Raw genomic sequence first — 18,107 nt, 5'->3', positions numbered from 1 at the left:
GGATTCTCGCCCGCGCGGTGTCTTGTGCTCGAACCCCTCGGAGCGAAGGAGACACCATGAACACCAACCACGTGGTCGTGATCGGCGGCGGATACGCCGGGGTGATGGCGGCCAATCGGCTCAGCGCACGCCAGGACGTGCGAATCACCGTGATCAATCCGCGCCCCGTCTTCGTGCCCCGGCTGCGCCTGCATCAGCTGGTCGGCGGAACTCACGACGCGATCGTGGATTACCGCGACGTACTGGCCGAGGGTGTCTCGCTGGTCGTCGACAGCGTCACCGGGATCGATGCGGCTGCCCGCCGCGTCGCTCTCGCCGACGGCGCGGACCTCGACTTCGACTACCTCGTCTATGCCCTCGGTAGCGGCACCCCCGAACCACAGGTGCCCGGTGCGGCCGAACTCGCCTATCCGGTCGCCACCTTGGAGGCGGCGCAGCGGTTGCGGTCGATCCTGTTCGACCGGGCGATGTCGGCGCCGGTGACCGTGGTCGGCGGCGGCCCCACCGGGATCGAGACCGCGACCGAACTCGCCGAACAGGGACGTTCGGTCACCCTCGTCTGCGGCGGCACGCTGGGCCCGTACCTGCACCCGCGAGCTCGACGAACCGCCCGCAAGTACCTGACGAAACTGGGCGTCGGGCTACTCGAAGGTCCCGAATCGGTCGTCACCGAGGTGACGAAGACGTCGGTGCGCCTGGCGACCGGAACCACCCTGCCCAGCGAGATCACCATCTGGGCAGCGGGTTTCGGCATACCGCGACTGGCGGCACACAGTGGCCTGCGCACCGATACCGCCGGGCGGCTGCTGACCGACGAGACCCTGACCAGCGTCGACGACGACCGGATCGTCGCGGCCGGTGACTCGTCGGCACCCTCGGACCTGCCGTTCCGGATGAGCGCCTATGTGGCCGGTTGCCTCGGCGCGCACGCCGCCGACACCATCGCGCATCGCATCGACGGGACCGAACCCACCTCGATCGATCTGGCTTTCCAGGCGATGTGCATCAGCTTCGGCCGCCGAACGGGAATCTTCCAGCTCGGCCGCAAGGACGACACCGCGATGGGCCTCTACTTCACCGGCCCGGCCGGTCGCGCGCTCAAGGAGTTCTCGTGCGCGGCCAGCGTGAAGCATCTGGTCACCGAGGCGGACAAGCCCGGTTCGCACTCCTGGCCGAAGGACGGCAAACACCGCCCGCAGGTGTTGCGCGACCGCCGCGCCGCGATCACCACAGCCTGAGCCACGGACAGGAGAATCGACGATGACCACTCCCGTCGACGCGACGGAAACCTTTGTGCGGCATCGCAATCTGCTGTTCACGGTGGCCTACGAGATGCTCGGCTCGGCGGCCGACGCCGAGGACGTGCTGCAGGAGACCTGGCTGCGGTGGGTGAAGGCCGACCTGGACGAGGTGGCGGACCGGCGCGCGTATCTGGTGCGCATCACCACCCGCCAAGCGCTGAATCGGTTGCGCTCGCTCAAGCGGCGACGGGAGTCCTATGTCGGTTCGTGGCTGCCGGAACCGCTGCTCACCGCACCGGACGTCGCCGCCGATGTCGAACTCGCCGACAGCGTGTCGATGGGATTGATGCTGGTGCTCGAGACGCTGACCCCGACCGAACGCGCGGTGTTCGTGCTGCACGAGGCGTTCGGCATCAGCTACGCCGAGATCGCGGCGGCGGTCGACAAGTCGCCCGCCGCCGTGCATCAGATCGCCAGTCGCGCCCGTCGGCACGTGGAGGAACGCAGGCCGCGGCGCACGGTGAGCGCACAGCAGGTCGAGGCCACGATCGAAGCGTTCCAGCGGGCGCTGGAGACCCGTGACCTGCAGGGATTGCTCGATGTCCTCGCACCGGACGTGGTTGCCGTCAGCGACGGGGGCGGAATCAAGCAGGCCAACCCGCGCCCGGTCGTCGGCGCCGACAAGGTGTCGCGTTTCATCGTCGGCGGCCTCACCAAACACGCTGTCGACCTCGTCGTCGAGCCGACGCTGGTCAACGGTGGGCCCGCGCTGGCGGTGTCCATCGACGGCGAGCGCGACGGTGTGCTCGCCGTCCGCGTCGAGGACCACCGGATCACGGGCATCTACTACGTCCGCAATCCGCAGAAGCTGACGCACATCGACGCGGCGACCCCACTCACCCTGCGATGAGATGCCCGTTCGCGTCGCCGCGCCGGGTGGTGCGGGAGGCTGCACCCATCCACGACTCCCCCACGCACGAATAGTGTGCAGGCGGGCCGGCACCGCACTACCCGCACCACCCACTCCCTGGCGCCGGCCCGCCTGTTTGTGTCGTCACCAGGTGTTTTCGTGCGCTCGGCCGGGGTAAGCGACTCACGTCAAGCCCTTCTCGGTGAGGAGTGCGATGTCCATCGACGACCGTCCGACCCGGCCGAATCAGGCCGCGACCCTGGCCCGCGCGCACGGCGCTTTCAATGTCGTGGGCGGCTTATGGCCGCTCGTCAGCAGGCGCAGCTTCGAGGCGATCTTCGGCTCGAAGTACGACCGCTGGTTGCAGTTCACCGTCGCCGGACTGCTCGCGGGCAACGGCCTCGTGCAGCTGACGGCAGCGCGCACACCCGCGGGCCTGGCGAGCGCACGCAGGCTCGGTCTCACCACCGCGGGCTGGTTGCTGGCGATCGACCTGATCTATGTCCCGAAGGGCACGATCCGCAAGACCTACCTCCTCGACGCGGCCATGGAAATCGGCTGGCTCGCCGCCTGGCAGGGGCGTTACGGCAGGATCGAGTCGACGTAGCCACCGTCGACGCGCAGGGCTCCGCCGGTGGTAGCCGACGCCAGCGGCGAACTCAGGTAGACGACCATGTTCGCGATTTCCGACGGTTCGATCAGCCGCTGGATCAGCGACTGCGGGCGATGCACGCGCATGAACTCCCGCTGCGCCTGCTCCCACGGCAACGACCGGTCGACCAGCTGGTACACGAATTCCTCGACGCCACAGGTGTGCGTGGGTCCGGCGATCACCGAATTCACCGTGACCCCGGTCCCCGCGGCGTCTTTGGCGAAGCCACGGGTCACAGCGAGCAGCGCCGTCTTGGACACACCGTAGTGGATCATCTCGGCGGGAGTGACCACGGCGGAATCGCTGGCGATCTGCAGGGCGCGACCCCACCCGCGCTCGATCATGCCGGGCAGGTACGCCCGGATGAGCCGCACGGCCGACAGCACGTTCACCTCGAAGAACGACCGCCATTGCGCGTCGGTGATCTCCCGCGCGGGCACCGCCTCGAAGATGCCGAGATTGTTCACGAGAACGTCTACACCGGGCAATTCGCGCAGCAATCGGGCGACGCCCTCGTCGGTGGTCACATCGGCCGCCACACCGACCGCGTCCCCACCGGTGCCGCGTATGGCGTCGACCGCCGCGTCCACCCGATCGGCCGAGCGTCCGTTCACCACCACCCGCGCGCCCGCGTCGGCGAGCCCCTGTGCGATGGCCGCCCCGATGCCCTGGGTGGAGCCGGTGACCAACGCCGTCTTCCCGGTCAGATCGATCCGCACGCGCATCACTCCTCACAACGGTCCTACCGGACTCCGACAAGAACGAACGCTGTGTGCACCCTATCGCCGGCTCAGCGCGCAGGCCGGTCCGGCGGCGCACCATCTCCTTCACGCTCGTCATGGCGGAACCAGACAGCCACTCCTTCAGCCTAATTGAAGGAATCCTGATAACCTTCAATTGCATTGAAGGTTATCAGGATCGGAGTACTCATGGACATCACTCGTCGTAGCGCCCTCGGCGCCGCCGCGTTGACCGGAGCGGCCCTCGCCGCGTCGCACGCGATCGCATCGGCCCGGCCCGACGCGCTGGTCTTCCCGACCACACCCGTCGCTCAGGCAGCGCGTGAGCTGATCGACACCGCCGTGGCGGCGCCGGTGCGCAATCACAGCTTGCGTGGGTATCTGTTCGCCCGTGCCGTCGCCGCGACGAACGGCCTGCGGGCCGGCGTCGACTACGACGACGAGACCATATACCTGATCTGCGCGCTGCACGACATCGGGCTGGGCGAGATCGCCAACGGAAACCAACGATTCGAGGTCGACGGCGCGGATTTCGCGGCCGAGTTCCTCGAGCGCCACGGCATCACCGACAGCCGGGTCGAGACAGTGTGGGACGCGATCGCCGCGCACACTTCGGGTTTCAGCGACTCACCGGTCTTCCGCAGGCGCAGGCCGGCCGAGATCTGGATCGCGGTTACGGGCATCGGCATCGATATCGGTGGCGGGCCGGGTGATCTGCCGCGCGGCTACGCCGACGTCGTCCATGCCGCCTACCCGCGGCTCGGCGGAACCCCCGCGATCACCGCCATCATGGAGCAGCAGATCCTCGCGGACCCCAGGAAGGCGTTTCCGGCCAGCCTGGGGGCCGAGCTCGTGCGCCTGCATCATCCGCAGGTTCCGTTGCCGAACTGGGACGACCTCATGAACTCGAGCGGTTGGCAGGACTGACCCGAGCGCTCAAGCGAGCAGGGCCGCGGCGACGGACTCCCCCGGTGCCGCACCCGGCGGCATGGCGAAGAATCCACTGCCGGTGTGCTGGACGAGCGGGTTGAGCCGGTCGGTCGCCATGGCCCGCTGTGCCTTCACGAATTGCTCCGGCGGGTTGTTCTGATAGGCAGCGAACAGCAGTCCGACATCGAGTTGGCCGTGGCCGCCGTGACTGTGTTCGGGCGTATCCGGTGCGTGCGAATGTGGTTGGGCAGGTGTCGGATCAGGCGAGCCGCCGGCGTTGGCGACCAGCAATCCGTAGTCGTAGTTGTAGCCGCGACGCAGCATCGGGATGCCGTGCACCAACCGCACATGCGCGTTGTCCGCGATCGCGAGGTCACCGCGTTCGTCCCGCGCGGCCAGGTCGACGGTGTCGAATTCCGATGCGCCACCGAGCGGGGCACCGTCACCACGCCGCCGACCGATGATCTGGTTCTGCTGGGCGACCGGAAGTTGGTCCCACTCTGCGGTTTTCATCCGGATCTTGCGGAAGACCAAGTACGTACCGCCATGGAACCAGCCGGGTTCGGCGGGCGAGTCGACCCACACCGTCGTATCGAAATCGGTTGTGCCGGTTCGCGGATTAGCGGTGCCGTCTTTGAAGCCGAAAGCATTGCGCGGGGTACCGCCGTCGCCGGGGAGTCCGAGGAAGCCGTGCTGAGTCCAGCGCATCCGGGCCAGGCCGGGCATGCGCGCTCGCAAGGCACGAAAAGCGTGGCTGACCAGCTGGGAGTCGTCGGCGCAGATCTGCACCAGCAGATCACCACCACACCAGGCGGGGTTCAGGGCGTCGCCGTCGAAGGCCGGTAGCGCGCCGAGGTGGCGAGGACGGCGGTCGGCGAGGCCGAACCGCTCGTCGAACACGGCGGCGCCGAGACCGAAGGTCATCGTCAGGCGGGCAGGCTCGAGTCCGGTCGCGAAATCGGTTTCCGCGGTCGTATCCGGTTGGGCGCGTGGCGGTTCGGGCATCGGTCGACCCGCCGTGAGTGCGGCCGAGACCGCGGTCCATTCGGTCAGCAGTTCACGCAGCGCGCCCCGGTCCGGACGCGCCACATCGCAGGCAAGGAACAGTGCGTGCGATTGCGGACTCGTCGCGATCCCCGCCTGGTGTTCGCCATGGAAGGGCTCGATCGCCGCACCGACGGAATCCGGCGCGGCACCCCGCCCGATCACCGCGCCCGCCGTCGCCGCACCGGCCACCGTGACGGCCCCACCGATCAGGGCTCGCCGCGAGAAACCCGTGGTCGCACCGATATTACTACGCTCTGTAGTAGTTTTTCGCATGCCCGCAGAGTAGCTCAGCAAGTCGACAGCTTCAACCTACATGAAGGTGTGCTCACGTGAGCCCGAGGGCTGTGCCTCTGGCCGGGTCAGTCGGGTACGTCGGTTTCCTGAAGGGTCCACCAGCGCACCGCGTCGGGCTCCGGGCGTAGAACCGCGAGCACGCGACGCCGGGAGACCACACCGGCGTGGTCGTGCGATTCGAGGAAACGCACGACCGTCATGGCATCGTCCGCTGACAGCACTTCGATCTCGCTGATGGTGATGCGCAACCCCGGCTGGGCGTTACGCGCCGCTCGCAGCCCGGCCAGCAATTCGTCGCGGTACAGGATCTGTCCGGTGGTGGTCACCATGGAGAACGAAGCATCCTGCGCCGCCGCGAAACGGTCGAAAACCGAGTCCGGCGCCTCGGTCCCGAGCCAGGCGGCCAGGTCATCGTGTAGCGCCCGTATCGCACCCTCGAGGTCCACGCTCAACTCTTCGCCTTTCGCCGCGATGATTCACACACGAATCGAGGTAGAGCGGAGGGGCGGCCGATCACAGTCCCCTGTCCACTCGCGATCCTGAGGGCGAATACTGTTGGCCGACAGCTTATCCACCGCGTTCGGACGGTGACTCGTCGTCCTCTCCTTCCGCCTGACTGGGCTGCGGGGTGAGGCGGTCGGGTGGCTGGATCATGTCCGGGTCGGCATCCGGGTCCTGGGTGGGGTCGTAGCGGTCACCGGACGGTTCCTTCGGCTCATGCATGGGGTCCTCCTTTCCTCGTACACCGCCTACCCGGTGCGAGGATGGGAAAACGGTCGGGCACCGGAGCCCAGGCCATACTCTCGGCGACTCGGACGCCGACCCTGACGACAGGCCGAAAGGTGTCGGCCACGTCACATGGCCCGGCACCGGCCGCGATCCTCCGAGACGAGATAATGGCGCGGAAATGACCGAGACCATCGAGCCCCGAGGCGACGCCACCCGTGCACGCCTCCTAGAGGCAGCCATCGACGCGTTCGCCGAAAAAGGCTTCAACGGTACGACCACGCGCGATATCGCGTCGGCCGCCGGTATGAGCCCGGCGGCGGTGTATGTGCATCACAAGTCGAAAGAGGAACTGCTGTACGTGATCTCGCGCGCGGGGCACGAGCAGTCACTCGAGCTGGTCCGCGCCGCAATCCGGTCGACCGAGGACCCGACGCTTGCCCTGCGCACCGTGGTCCACGACTTCGCGGCACACCATGTGCGCGGCCACACCAGGGCCCGGATCGTGAACTACGAACTGTCCGCGCTCACCCCCGAGCACTACGCGGAGATCCGGGGTCTGCGACGCCAGATCGACCAGGAGATCCGCGACCTCGTCGAACGCGGAGTCGCCACCGGCGCGTTCGACGTGCCCGACACGCGCATGGCCGCGGTCGCCCTGCTCTCACTGGGCATCGACATCGCCCGCTGGTACCGCGACGGCGGCGACTGGAGCCCCGAAGACATCGCCGAGGGCTACGCGAACATGGCGTTGCGCATCGTCGGCGCGCACTGAAACCTCTCGATCAGCTGATCGCAGAATCAGCCGTGCGCGTCCCACGCGTCACCCAGCATTTCGGCGACGAGTTCGGGTGCGGCGTCCGCCAGGGTCACCTGCACCGCGGCGAGCTTTCTGCCCCACCACGACTCGGCGCACCAGGCGGGTGATTCCGCGACCGCCTCACGAATGCCTTCCTCGGGGAGCATCACACGCAGGTGTTCGTCGTCGGGCAAGGTCGCGAAAATTGTTCGCCTGCGAAACGAGGGCCGACCGTGGTGGTCTCGTTCGGTCGCGCCCTCGAATCCCAGCGCCAGCAGGCGAACCTCGTCCGGCGTCATCCCGTGACGGCTCCATGTGCCGCCGAGCTGACCAGCTTGCGGTACTTGGCGAGGACACCGGAGGTGTACTTGGGAGCAGCGGGTTCCCAGCCGCCCTTGCGGGCGGCGAGGTCGGCCGGGTCGATTTCCACGTCGAGGCGCCGGTTGGCGACATCGAGGACGATCGGGTCGCCGTCGCGGACGAACGCGATCGGACCGCCGTCGACCGCCTCCGGCGCGACGTGGCCGACGCACAAACCCGTTGTGCCACCGGAGAATCGGCCGTCGGTGAGCAGCAGGACGTCCTTGCCGAGGCCCGCGCCCTTGATCGCCCCGGTGATGGCGAGCATCTCGCGCATACCCGGGCCGCCCTTGGGCCCTTCGTTGCGGATGACCACCACATCACCGGCCACGATGCTGCCGTTCTCCAGCGCGTCCATCGCGGCACGTTCCCCGTCGAACACCCGTGCCGTCCCGGCGAACACATCGGAGTCGAAGCCCGCGCTCTTCACCACCGCCCCTTCGGGGGCCAGCGTGCCGTGCAGGATGGTGAGCCCGCCCGATCGGTGGATGGGCCGGTCGAGCGGCCGGATGACGTCGCCGTCGAGACCGAGCTCGATGTCGGCGAGGTTCTCGGCCATGGTCTTGCCGGTGACGGTCATGACATCACCGTGCAGCAGACCCGCGTCGAGCAGCGCCTTCATCACGACGGGGATACCGCCGACCCGGTCCACATCGGTCATCACGTAGCGGCCGAACGGCTTCAGGTCGGCCAGATGCGGCACCTTGTCACCGACACGGTTGAAGTCGGCGAGGGTGAGGTCCACCCCGGCCTCGCGCGCGATCGCCAGCAGGTGCAGCACCGCGTTGGTAGACCCGCCGAGCGCCATGACCACGGTGATGGCGTTCTCGAAGGCAGGCATGGTCATGATGTCGCGCGCGGTGATCCCCTTGCGCAGCAACTCGACGACAGCCTCCCCGGACCGGTGCGCGAAGACGTCGCGGCGGCGGTCAGGGGCGGGCGGCGCCGCCGACCCCGGCAGGCTCATGCCGAGCGCTTCGGCCGCCGAGGCCATCGTGTTGGCGGTGTACATGCCGCCGCACGCGCCTTCGCCCGGGCAGATCGCGCGCTCGATGCGGTCGACCTCTTCGCGGCTGATGAGTCCCTTGATGCAGGCGCCGACGGCTTCGAAGGCGTCGATGATGGTGACGTCCTTGCCGTCGAGATTGCCCGGCAGCGTCGATCCCGCGTAGAGGAACACGCTGGCCAGGTCGAGTCGGGCGGCCGCCATCAGCATGCCGGGCAGGCTCTTGTCGCACCCGGCGAGCAGCACCGACCCGTCGAGGCGTTCGGCCATCATGACCGTCTCGACGGAGTCCGCGATGATCTCACGGCTGACCAGCGAGAAGTGCATGCCCTCGTGGCCCATCGAGATACCGTCGGACACCGAGATGGTCCCGAACTCGAGCGGGTACCCGCCGCCCGCGTGCACGCCTTCCTTCACGGCGTCGGCCAGCCGGTCGAGCGACAGGTTGCACGGGGTGATCTCGTTCCAGCTCGACGCCACCCCGATCTGGGGCTTCACCCAGTCCTCGTCCCCCATGCCGACCGCGCGGAGCATGCCGCGTGCGGCCGTCTTCTCGAGCCCGTCGGTGACATCGCGCGAGCGGGGCTTGATATCGAACGATGATTCGGTGTCGGATGCCATGGCCCAAGCCTACGACTCACCAGCGAAAACGCCGACGGCCCGCCTGCGTGGAAGCCTCCGGCGGAACCACCGGACAGCTCAGCGCGGTGCGGGGCACTGACCTTCGTAGCGGCTGAGGCCCAGGCCGTTGCTGGATTTGCTGCGGCCGACCGGGCCGTTCTTGGCTGCGCGAACCCAGGTGCCCTCGGTGTCGAGGACAGGCATGCGTTCGCTGAAAGCCCGGCTGTACCTGGTGGTTCCGTCGACGGTGAGGATGCCGTCGCGGACGTCGATGTGGGCGACGGTCGCCCAGAAGGAGTTCTTGCCGTTGCCGATGACTACGGTGATCTGATCCGCGTCCGGACCGGGCAGTCCGTCGGGCCCGGGACGGCCGTAGCGCACCCGGACTCGCGGGCGGCCGAAGGTATCGATGGCACCCGCACCGTTGTCGACGGACTGGTACACGTTGAGCAGCAGGTCACCGTTCTCGGTAGGCCGGACGACCACCTGTTCGGTGGCGGGCAGGCCACCGGCCCCGGGGCCACGGCTGTCGCCCTGGTGGTGGATGTGCGGCCAGACGTTCAGATCGCCCTGGTGCCCCTTCTCACCGCTGACCACGACATAGTCGCCGGTGAGTTCGTTGCGGCAGAAGAAGTACACGTCCAGGTCGCCGGTGCCGAATTCGGTCGGCTTGCCGTTGCTGTCGTATTTCGCGCCGCGACCGTCCCATTCGAGACCGACGGTGAGAACATGGCCCGCACCGCCCTTGCGAAGATCGATGGTGGCCCGCTTGTCCGGCGAATCCTTGGTGAGCACCACGTCGACCTTGCGCAGATCGATGGTCGGGTTCTGCTGCACCGCAACGGGTTGCGGTGAGGGGAGCGCAGGCGCGGAATCCTCCACGACCTCCTCGTCGACCGTGATTCCGTGCTCGGTCGCGAAGGCCGCGAGACCCGCGCTGTAACCCTGGCCGATCGCGTCCAGCCGCCACCCACTCCCCCGGCGGTACAGTGCGACCGCCTGCAGGACGGTCTCGGAATCGAGTCCGGCGGGCGTGAAGCTCAGCGCCTGCCCGCTGCCGGTCACCGACACCCGTAGCCCCGTCACCTCACCGAACCGGATGCCCTGTGCCTCGGTACTTCCCGCGATGACCACCCGGTGGATCTCGGCCGGAATCGCCGAAAGGTCGACGGAGACAACAGCATCCGATTCGAGCTGGACACCGGGAGCGGACGGGTTGTTGAAGAAGACGAAGTCGGCGTCGGAGCGCACCTTCCCGTCGGCGGTCACCAGGACCGCCGACACGTCGACCGCGCCCGCGGGACCGTCGAGATCCAGGCGGACGGTGTAGCGTCCGTCGGTGAGATCGGTCTTCGATCCCTTCGCCACTTCGACCACCGTCGCACTCATGACGTCCGCTCCTCCACTCGCCGGTCGTCGCCGTCGACGGCGAACAGTCCAACCGTACCGGTCCGCGGCGCCACGCTGTCCGTTTCACCAGCTACTCCGACCTCGCCGTTGGCTCCGGTCACAAGATGTCGCCGCATCGCTGGCAGGCGCGCGGTCGCTGACGTTCACTGATCGATATGGACGTCCGTGAGCTCATCGACCGTAAGTCGGGTCGCCGGGTCTCGGTGGTTGTCCCCGCCCTGGACGACGAGGACACCGTAGCCGGGGTCGTGGCGTCGGTGCGACCACTGCTCGGTGGTCTCATCGACGAACTGATCGTGCTCGACGCCGGCTCGACCGACCGCACCGTCGCCCGGGCGCGGGCGGCGGGCGCCGCCGCCTACACCCTCGAAGAGGCGATGCCGGGAGTGCCGCCCAGGCCCGGCAAAGGCGAGGTGGTGTGGCGGTCGCTCGCGGTGGCGACCGGCGACCTGCTGGTGTACCTCGACGCCGACCTCGTGGCACCCGATCCGCTGTTCGTGCCTGCCCTGCTGACCCCGCTGCTCACCGAACCCGGCATCACGCTGGTGAAGGGCTTCTACCGGCGGCCCATCACCACCGGCGCCCAGCTGGACGCCGACGGCGGCGGCCGGGTCACCCAGCTGGTCGCGCGGCCGCTGCTCACCGCGCTGGCACCCGCGCTGGCCGAGATCGTGCAACCCCTGGGCGGCGAATACGCCGTCACCCGCGCCTTCCTCGGTGATGTCCCCCTGGCGGGCGGATACGGCGCCGAGATCGGGATCCTGCTCGACTGCTGGCAACGCCACGGTCTGTCCGCTATCGCCCAGGTCGATCTCGGTGTCCGTGTGCACCGCAACCGCCCGACCCACGAACTGGCGGTGATGAGCCGTCAGGTGGTCGCCACCCTGCTCGACCGCCTCGGCATCCGCGACTCCGGCATCGGTCTGGTCCAGTTCCTGCCCTGCGAAACCGGTTGGCGCCGAACACCTTCGGAGGTCAGCCTGGTCGACCGCCCGCCCATGCGACGGGTCGTCACCGCGCACCGCGAGATCGCCTGAGCCCGGACACACCCGTGCCCCGATCGACGAATCGACCGAGGCACCGGCGATTACGCCGCGACCAACCCGAAGTCGAGCTTCACCAGCTGATCGGCGCAGTCGAAGTACCGGTCGTCGTGGGTGATCACGATGACGGTTTTCCCGCGCTGTTTCAGATCGCTGAGGATCTCCCGGTAGAACACCTCACGGAACCTCGGCTCCTGATCGGCGGCCCACTCGTCGAACACATAGATCTGCCGGTCCTCGAGCAGCGCGGTGAGCAGGGCGAGGCGTTTGCGCTGCCCCTGGGACAGGTCGACGGTCGACAGGCGCCCGCCCTCCACACTCACCTTGTGCGCGATCTGCAGCTCCTCGAGATACCGCCGCACCTCGGCGTCGATCCCCGGCCGGTCGAAGCCCAGGTAGTCCTCGAACAGATGGAAATCCGTGAACACCGCCGACGAGTTCTGCCGGAACCATTCGATGTTGTCGTGGTCGATCCTCTCCCCGTTGAGCGACAACGACCCCGTGCGCGGCACATACAGACCGGTGATGATCTTGGCCAGCGTCGACTTCCCGCTGCCGTTACCGCCGACGATGAAGGTGATCTGGCCCGGCTCGAAGACCAGGTCGATCGGCCCGAGCCGGAACCCGCCCTCACCGGACTCGTCGAGCTCGGGCGGCGGACCCAAGGGCACCGGCCGCACATCGGTGGCGCCGTGGTCGACCCAGTTCTTGCCGTTCACATCGGGACCGGCGGAGGGCCGCGCGCCGGGATGCGCCGGGTGCGGACCACCGGGATGCCCGTTGCCCCCGCGCGGCGGAACACCGGGACGCGGCGGATGCGCCGGCATCCCGCCCGGGTGTGTGCCGGGCGGCGGTGGCACCGGCGACGGCGCCTCGGAGCGGTACACGTAGGTCACGTCCGACAGTTCGAGCTTGGCCTGTCCCACCGGCGGACGCTCGACGTAGGGCAGTTCGTCCTCGTTGTGCATCGTCGTCATCGACAGGTTCATCGCCCGGATCTTGGCCAGCGCCACGTCACCGCGCAGCAGATCGGGAATGCGGTGCATGAAGTTCTGCATCGGCATTGCCAGGAACGTGGTCACCAGCACGTACCCGAACATCGTCTCGCGCGGCAGGTCGAGGGCCGCGGCGAGGACGAACAGGATCAGCGCCATCGTCGCCAGCTGCAACGCCTGACCGAAACCCTGTGCGTAGGAGAACTTCGACCCGGCGTCGGTGTTCTGGTCGCGCAGGGTGCCCGCCGAACCGAGCAGATGCCGGTCCATGAAGTCGCGGCGGCGGCCACGGTGCAGTTTGAGTTCCTTGATGCCGAGCGTGACGGCCTGGAAGGAGCTCAGCAGCGCGTCCTCGTTCTCCCGAGCCTCACGGTAGATACCGCGCACCCGCTTGAGAACCATTTCGACACAGGCGATCCCGACGAGGGTGCCGGCGACGGTGACGGCGAAGATCGGCCCCGACACCACTGCCAGGAACACGAAGCAACCCACGATGGTCGCCACGTCGACGCAGATCGCCGGAATGGCGGTGACCGCCTGCGACAGCGAACGCACGTCCTCGGTGAGCGTCGCCATCAGGCGATGCATACCGAGCCGTTCCAGGTGTTCCAGTGGAGCGGCGACGATCCCGGAGCTCAGATCGCTGCGCAACCGGTAGATGGCGTCCTGCGACAGCCGGATCAGCAGCACCTGCGAGAGCACGCCACTGACCAGGATCACCAGGCCGGTCAGCACGAACCGGGTGATCAGGTCGTCCGGCGGCGGTTTCGGCGAGACCGCCGCGTTGATCAACGTCACCAGATAGGTGTTGGCGGCGCCGCAGATCAGGCCCGCGACCACCACGGCCGCGATCCTGGCCGGCGACAGCGCGGCGAGAAAACGGAGCAATTGCATGATGGACTCTCAGCTGCGGATGACATCGAACACGATGCCCTCGAGGGTGACACCGGGCGCGAACGAGAACGCCACCCCGGTGGAAATAGGTGCCGCCGAATCGGATTCGCCGATCATGCGTTCGAGCACGAAGATCAGCGACACACTCAGCATGTTGCCGTGCTCGGCGAGCACAGCCCAGCTCGGCGCGGCCGTCTCCGGCGCGATGCCGAGCGAACGCGCCGACTCCTCGATGATGCGCGGACCACCGGGGTGGATCGCCCACAGGTCGACATCGGCCTTGTCGAGACCGTTGCGCGCCAGCACCTGCGTGACCACCGGGTCGACACCGCGGTAGATGTAGTCGGGCAGGCTGGCCGCGAGCTCGCAGGTGATGCCCGCGTCCTTCACTCCGAGCACGATGCCGTCTTCGGCGTCGTCGAACAGGTGGCTGAAGCTGTCGCGGATCACGACACTGCCGGGCGCCAGCGGCTGGTGCACCTGGTTGGCGCCGATCACCACCGCACCGCACCCGTCGCCGAAGAGGCTGTGGGTGATCACGTCGTTGACGTCGTCGTCGAAAACGGCGTTCACCGAGCTCAATTCGATGCACAGCACCATCGACTTCTTGTCCGGATGTGCCCGCACGAAGTCCACGGCGGTCCGGATACCGTTCATCGCGGCGGCGCAGCCCATGAAGTTCACGATCATCCGGTTGACCGTCGGCGAGAGGCCGAGTTCCTTGACGACCGCGACGTCCACGCCCGGGGCGATGAATCCGGTGCTGGTCACGAAGATCAGCTGACCGATCTCCTCGGCCGGGTTCGCCAAACCGGCCACCGCCCGGCGGGCCACGTCCACCGCGAGCGGTGCGGCGTGCTCGAAGAACAGATTCATCCGCTCCCGGATGGTGCCGGGGCGCCTGCTGAACTCGAGGAAATCGGGATCGAGCGGATCGATCGCCAGATGTCGGGTGTCGATCCTGGTCTTCTCGTAGATCCGTGGAATGCGCTGCCGCTGAACGGGGTCGGAGAACAGTTCCGCCACGCGTCCGGCGTTGACGGCCTGCTCGACCACTCGCTGCGGCGAGCCCGTCGCCACGGCCTCGATCACACCGACGGTCGTGGGCGGCGTCGGCGGTAGCAGATCGTGCCCGCGATCGACGTCGGTCGTCTTCAGCGGACCGTGTGGTCGACGCACACCTTCATCAATGGAAACAGACACGGGCACAATTCCTTTCGAGACAGAGAAGACGTGACAGCGGCCGGGTCAGACGGTTCCGATGCCGGTGAAGCCCTGCACCGTGTAGGTGACGCAGGTCTTCAGCGCTGTGGGTGCGCAGTGTTCACGCACCAGCCCCCACCGGTTCTGCTTGGCCTCGTCCGAGGGCGCGAGCAGATAGGTCCGGCACAGCTTGGGAAGTCGATCACCGAAGAAGCTCTTCGCGGGCAGCCATTCCACCCCGAATTTCGCGGCTTCCTCACGCACCACGTCCTCGGTGGCGATATTGGCGAAACCGCTGCGCTGGAACGGAAGGACGTGATGGACGCGGTGCGAGCTCAAGCCCGCGGACAGGAAGCAGTCGACGTACTTGTTGCCCACCACGGTCAGGTCGTAAGCCTGCTCGAGCTGGTTGACACCCCAGTCCTCGGTCTCGGTGTGCAGTTCCTCGGTCGGCACCTCGAAGTCGTGGCTCGCGACGACCATGAAGGTGCTGATCCACAGGGTGATCACGAATTGCAGTGCCCAGGCGAGCAAGTCGCCCGCGACGGCGAAGGCCACGAACTCGGCGACCAGCAGGAACCGCATGCCGAACGAGCCGATGAAGTGCGGCAGCGCACCACGCCAGGTGCCGTACATGTCCTTGATGCCGACCTTGCGGGTGAGCCGGCAGACATCGAGCAGGCGAATAATCATGCCCGTCAACAGATGCCCGAACTTGTGCACGGTGTGGATCGGCACCCGGTACAGGCGCGGGACCTGCATCATCATGGTGAAGACGTTCTTCTTGATGTCGACTTCACTCTGGGTGTGCGGGTGGTGCAGCAGGGCGTGGCCGTCGGCGGTGACGAAAGACAGCGCGACATAGTTCATGTCGAAGGCGTTCACCGCGTACTTGTTCCAGCCCTTCTGCGCGCGGTGGATAGCGTAGTGGCCGAAGCCGGCCAGCGAACTGCGCAGCAGCACCATCGCGATCACGAAGACCGGCAAGGGCATCCAGCTGGTGTCGTAGAGCCGAAGGCCCTGCACCGCGAAGTAGGCGAAGATCAGGAACGCGACCACGATGTCGAACAGGCGATCCATGCGCTTCAACCGCGCGGCCAGCTCCGGTTCCTTGATCCGGGCCTTCACCGCGTGCAGCAGGTCGTTCTTGTCGTCGAACTTGTACTTCGGGGTGTCGTCCCAGCTGTTGAAACCCTCTTTGAAGAGGAAGTCCGGGGCATTGTTCTTCGGGTGGATGTCCTCGGGCGTGGCATTACGATTGAGGCTGTAACGCTCGATCATCCGCGCGATTTTTTCCGGATCACGATGGTAGGAACCGATGATCGAGGTGATGTCGCGGTTTTTCGTTCGGCCGATGAAGAATTCACCGCCCGGATGCTTGGAGATCCACTCGCTCAGGTCGTAGGCTTTGCCGTTATACACCCACACGTTGTTGACGGGCGGTCGCCCTCCGGGGCCGGGTGGTGGCGGGAGCTCGCGCTCCTGTTCATCAGGTCGATCATCGATCGTCATCAGTGCTTCCTTCGTGTCCGAACGGCGGTCGATGCGTGTGCCTGCCGACCAGCGTCCCGACACGTATAGTCCTTGCGGCGCCTTGCATCTCGCTGAAAGTTCTCTTATCGGCCGACCCAACGACACACCGGTCCGGGTCGGCGGAGCGGCACGGTGTGCCGGATTCCGCGATCCCGGACCGGTGTGGGCTGTCGGGTGCGTGTGCGGGTGAGGATCAGCCCGCGGGCTTGACGATGTTCACCGGCTTGGCCCAGTTGGACAGGCCGACGGTGACCTCGCCCTGGTCCTTCTTCACCACGGCTTGAACCAGATTCGGGCCCTCACCGGTGGAGGCGGCCTCCGAGGGCTTGGTCGAATCCGAGGCGGGCGGGGCGACGTCCTGGATCCACACGGTGATCGGCATGGTGCCGGCGTTCTGGCCGATGCGGGGCACGATCGGGTCGACCACCGCGGCGTCGATGGTGCCGCTGACCTTGACGGTGTTGATGCCGTCGATGACCTCGCGGGCCTCGGCCTTGGGGTTCTGGATGTTGGCGATCACGTTCGCGATGCCCTTGTCCTTGTCCAGGATGACGCCCGGATCGTAGACCTTCTCGGCCGGCCCGGCGGGCACGTAGCGACCGCTGACCTCGGTGTAGAGAACCTTGTCCACCACAAGGAATTTCGCCTCGGTGAACGGGTCCTCCGGCTTGATCTTGACCTTCGCCTCACCCATCGCGGCACCCGTGCCCTGGGTCTCGTTGGTGACGTCGGCCGAGACGGTTTCCACCGGCAGGTCGGGCAGGTTCTTGACGTCGATGTTCAGGTGGACGGTGCGCAGGGTCTGGGTGGTCTTGGCCGACTCCTTCACGATCTGCGCGCCGTCGGGCAGTGCGCCGGTCGGCGGAGCCGCGGTGGTGGTCGAGTCGTCGGTCGAGCAGCCGGTGACGAGGGCGGCGCACAGTGCGGCGGCCGCGACGACCGCGGTCACGGCGGACCGGCGACGCGGGGTGCGGTGCGGTGTGATGTCGATCAAGGTTCATCCCCTGGAGATGGTCGTAATTCGCTTTGGTGAGGCAGCCGAAGCTGCCGTCGCCTGCGACATACTAAGCAGACCATCGGACATCTCGCGCTCCCCCGCGGTGATCGTACCCGAGGATTGCATTTTCGTGAGTTATCTAGTTGTGCTAACGATTTTGGGCCGACGCAGCATCCCTGGGCTACCAGGCGGAACGCGAATGCTCTGCGGGCTGTTACCGCTCGGTTCTCGGCAGAGGTGAGGTGTCGGCGACGGTTTGTTTCCGTTCGCCGGACCCGACGCGACGCGGCATCATCTTCGGCCGGGTACCGCGCGCGGAATCCCCCGACCGCTTGCGCCGCGACGCCGCGAGGTCGATGACATCTGCCTCGCGTGCGGGGCTGCCGTCGGCGGGATGCTGCGACTCTGAGTCGGCCGACCACGTTCCGGTCTCGGCTTGCAATTCCGCGCGGGTAACCGGGCGGGTAGGCGCCGGGTCGTAGACGGGCGGCGAGTACCAGGGGCGACGGCGCGGGTCATCGAGGTCCTGTGGGCTGTGCCGTGGTCGTCTGGGCAGCCGGACGACCTTCGAGGCCGCGCCCTCGGCACTGGATCTGCCCTCGGTGCCCTTCACATCTACTCTCTTCCGACGCAGCGGCTGTGCTGCGCAGCGAATCGCCTGGCAACCACACAGGTGGTCTCCGCAGCCTACCGCATGCGCGACGCG

General features: G+C 67.3%; 18 protein-coding genes. 6 read left to right on the top strand and 12 right to left on the bottom strand.

Annotated elements, in window-relative coordinates:
• Positions 1-56: 56 nt before the first annotated feature.
• The 3 genes from NI2_RS11695 to NI2_RS11685 all read left to right on the top strand — a co-directional run bounded on the left by NI2_RS11695 (position 57) and on the right by NI2_RS11685 (position 2,758).
• A complete protein-coding gene (locus NI2_RS11695; RefSeq protein ID WP_067489547.1) occupies positions 57-1,238 on the top strand; it encodes an NAD(P)/FAD-dependent oxidoreductase in 1,182 nt (393 codons plus the stop codon).
• 22 nt (positions 1,239-1,260) lie between these two features.
• Positions 1,261-2,151 carry an RNA polymerase sigma-70 factor gene (locus tag NI2_RS11690; RefSeq protein WP_067489544.1) on the top strand — a complete coding sequence of 297 codons (891 nt, stop codon included), beginning with the start codon at positions 1,261-1,263 and terminating at the stop codon, positions 2,149-2,151.
• 214 nt (positions 2,152-2,365) lie between these two features.
• Positions 2,366-2,758 carry a hypothetical protein gene (locus NI2_RS11685; RefSeq protein WP_067489541.1) on the top strand — a complete coding sequence of 131 codons (393 nt, stop codon included), beginning with the start codon at positions 2,366-2,368 and terminating at the stop codon, positions 2,756-2,758.
• Here the strand turns inward: NI2_RS11685 and NI2_RS11680 are convergent.
• Entirely contained in the window at positions 2,734-3,522 is a 789-nt protein-coding gene (locus NI2_RS11680) for an SDR family NAD(P)-dependent oxidoreductase (protein ID WP_067490319.1), read from the bottom strand. The genes NI2_RS11685 and NI2_RS11680 overlap by 25 nt on opposite strands.
• A gap of 210 nt (positions 3,523-3,732) precedes the next feature.
• Between NI2_RS11680 and NI2_RS11675 the strand changes: the two genes are divergently transcribed.
• Positions 3,733-4,470, top strand: coding sequence for an HD domain-containing protein (locus NI2_RS11675; protein ID WP_084476364.1), 738 nt, complete (start codon positions 3,733-3,735; stop codon positions 4,468-4,470).
• Positions 4,471-4,479: 9 nt separating this feature from the next.
• On the opposite strand, the gene NI2_RS11670 is transcribed toward NI2_RS11675, so the two are convergent.
• From NI2_RS11670 to NI2_RS34440, 3 genes are all read right to left on the bottom strand, one after another.
• Entirely contained in the window at positions 4,480-5,793 is a 1,314-nt protein-coding gene (locus tag NI2_RS11670; protein WP_067489538.1) for a Dyp-type peroxidase, read from the bottom strand.
• A gap of 86 nt (positions 5,794-5,879) precedes the next feature.
• Positions 5,880-6,260 carry a DUF4440 domain-containing protein gene (locus NI2_RS11665; protein WP_243750016.1) on the bottom strand — a complete coding sequence of 127 codons (381 nt, stop codon included), beginning with the start codon at positions 6,258-6,260 and terminating at the stop codon, positions 5,880-5,882.
• Between the two features lie 121 nt (positions 6,261-6,381).
• Positions 6,382-6,537 carry a hypothetical protein gene (locus tag NI2_RS34440; RefSeq protein ID WP_166655796.1) on the bottom strand — a complete coding sequence of 52 codons (156 nt, stop codon included), beginning with the start codon at positions 6,535-6,537 and terminating at the stop codon, positions 6,382-6,384.
• 184 nt (positions 6,538-6,721) lie between these two features.
• Here NI2_RS34440 and NI2_RS11660 point away from each other — a divergent pair, with 184 nt between their 5' ends.
• A complete protein-coding gene (locus NI2_RS11660) occupies positions 6,722-7,315 on the top strand; it encodes a TetR/AcrR family transcriptional regulator (protein WP_067489532.1) in 594 nt (197 codons plus the stop codon).
• Positions 7,316-7,341: 26 nt separating this feature from the next.
• Here NI2_RS11660 and NI2_RS11655 read toward each other — a convergent pair whose 3' ends face one another.
• From NI2_RS11655 to NI2_RS11645, 3 genes are all read right to left on the bottom strand, one after another.
• Complete coding sequence (locus tag NI2_RS11655) at positions 7,342-7,638, bottom strand: MmcQ/YjbR family DNA-binding protein (protein ID WP_067489529.1); 297 nt, start codon at positions 7,636-7,638, stop codon at positions 7,342-7,344.
• A complete protein-coding gene (gene ilvD, locus NI2_RS11650) occupies positions 7,635-9,326 on the bottom strand; it encodes a dihydroxy-acid dehydratase (RefSeq protein WP_067489526.1) in 1,692 nt (563 codons plus the stop codon). The genes NI2_RS11655 and ilvD overlap by 4 nt, the downstream gene beginning before the upstream one ends.
• A 78-nt stretch (positions 9,327-9,404) precedes the next feature.
• Positions 9,405-10,715, bottom strand: a complete 1,311-nt coding sequence (locus NI2_RS11645; protein WP_133734124.1) for a TerD family protein — start codon at positions 10,713-10,715, stop codon at positions 9,405-9,407.
• A 176-nt stretch (positions 10,716-10,891) separates the two neighbouring features.
• On the opposite strand from NI2_RS11645, the gene NI2_RS11640 reads away from it, so the two are divergent.
• Positions 10,892-11,773, top strand: coding sequence for a glucosyl-3-phosphoglycerate synthase (locus NI2_RS11640; RefSeq protein WP_067489523.1), 882 nt, complete (start codon positions 10,892-10,894; stop codon positions 11,771-11,773).
• 50 nt (positions 11,774-11,823) lie between these two features.
• On the opposite strand, the gene NI2_RS11635 is transcribed toward NI2_RS11640, so the two are convergent.
• The 5 genes from NI2_RS11635 to NI2_RS11615 form a co-directional block, all read right to left on the bottom strand.
• Positions 11,824-13,668, bottom strand: a complete 1,845-nt coding sequence (locus NI2_RS11635) for an ATP-binding cassette domain-containing protein (RefSeq protein WP_067489519.1) — start codon at positions 13,666-13,668, stop codon at positions 11,824-11,826.
• A gap of 9 nt (positions 13,669-13,677) precedes the next feature.
• Positions 13,678-14,826 (bottom strand): type III polyketide synthase, encoded by a 1,149-nt coding sequence (locus NI2_RS11630; protein WP_067490310.1) that lies wholly within the window; start codon positions 14,824-14,826, stop codon positions 13,678-13,680.
• Positions 14,827-14,916: 90 nt separating this feature from the next.
• On the bottom strand, positions 14,917-16,383 hold the full coding sequence (locus NI2_RS11625; protein WP_133734137.1) for a fatty acid desaturase: 1,467 nt from the start codon (positions 16,381-16,383) through the stop codon (positions 14,917-14,919).
• 214 nt (positions 16,384-16,597) lie between these two features.
• Positions 16,598-17,389 (bottom strand): LppX_LprAFG lipoprotein, encoded by a 792-nt coding sequence (locus tag NI2_RS11620; RefSeq protein WP_084476395.1) that lies wholly within the window; start codon positions 17,387-17,389, stop codon positions 16,598-16,600.
• Positions 17,390-17,615: 226 nt separating this feature from the next.
• Positions 17,616-18,014: a hypothetical protein gene (locus tag NI2_RS11615; RefSeq protein ID WP_067489512.1), complete on the bottom strand. Its 399-nt coding sequence runs from the start codon at positions 18,012-18,014 to the stop codon at positions 17,616-17,618.
• Positions 18,015-18,107 lie beyond the last annotated feature (93 nt).

The sequence above is a fragment of the Nocardia ignorata NBRC 108230 genome, assembly GCF_001612905.1.
In the GTDB taxonomy this organism is placed as follows: Bacteria; Actinomycetota; Actinomycetes; order Mycobacteriales; family Mycobacteriaceae; genus Nocardia; species Nocardia ignorata.
This window is presented reverse-complemented; position numbering and strand designations above follow the sequence as displayed.

Excerpts from the sequence above, each read along its gene's own strand:
- NI2_RS11670 (WP_067489538.1), bottom strand. The coding sequence starts at position 5,793 with ATGCGAAAAACTACTACAGAGCGTAGTAATATCGGTGCGACCACGGGT.
- NI2_RS11695 (WP_067489547.1), top strand. The coding sequence starts at position 57 with ATGAACACCAACCACGTGGTCGTGATCGGCGGCGGATACGCCGGGGTG.
- NI2_RS11685 (WP_067489541.1), top strand. The coding sequence starts at position 2,366 with ATGTCCATCGACGACCGTCCGACCCGGCCGAATCAGGCCGCGACCCTG.
- NI2_RS11645 (WP_133734124.1), bottom strand. The coding sequence starts at position 10,715 with ATGAGTGCGACGGTGGTCGAAGTGGCGAAGGGATCGAAGACCGATCTC.
- ilvD (WP_067489526.1), bottom strand. The coding sequence starts at position 9,326 with ATGGCATCCGACACCGAATCATCGTTCGATATCAAGCCCCGCTCGCGC.
- NI2_RS34440 (WP_166655796.1), bottom strand. The coding sequence starts at position 6,537 with ATGCATGAGCCGAAGGAACCGTCCGGTGACCGCTACGACCCCACCCAG.
- NI2_RS11625 (WP_133734137.1), bottom strand. The coding sequence starts at position 16,383 with ATGACGATCGATGATCGACCTGATGAACAGGAGCGCGAGCTCCCGCCA.
- NI2_RS11675 (WP_084476364.1), top strand. The coding sequence starts at position 3,733 with ATGGACATCACTCGTCGTAGCGCCCTCGGCGCCGCCGCGTTGACCGGA.
- NI2_RS11655 (WP_067489529.1), bottom strand. The coding sequence starts at position 7,638 with ATGACGCCGGACGAGGTTCGCCTGCTGGCGCTGGGATTCGAGGGCGCG.
- NI2_RS11690 (WP_067489544.1), top strand. The coding sequence starts at position 1,261 with ATGACCACTCCCGTCGACGCGACGGAAACCTTTGTGCGGCATCGCAAT.
- NI2_RS11640 (WP_067489523.1), top strand. The coding sequence starts at position 10,892 with ATGGACGTCCGTGAGCTCATCGACCGTAAGTCGGGTCGCCGGGTCTCG.
- NI2_RS11635 (WP_067489519.1), bottom strand. The coding sequence starts at position 13,668 with ATGCAATTGCTCCGTTTTCTCGCCGCGCTGTCGCCGGCCAGGATCGCG.
- NI2_RS11660 (WP_067489532.1), top strand. The coding sequence starts at position 6,722 with ATGACCGAGACCATCGAGCCCCGAGGCGACGCCACCCGTGCACGCCTC.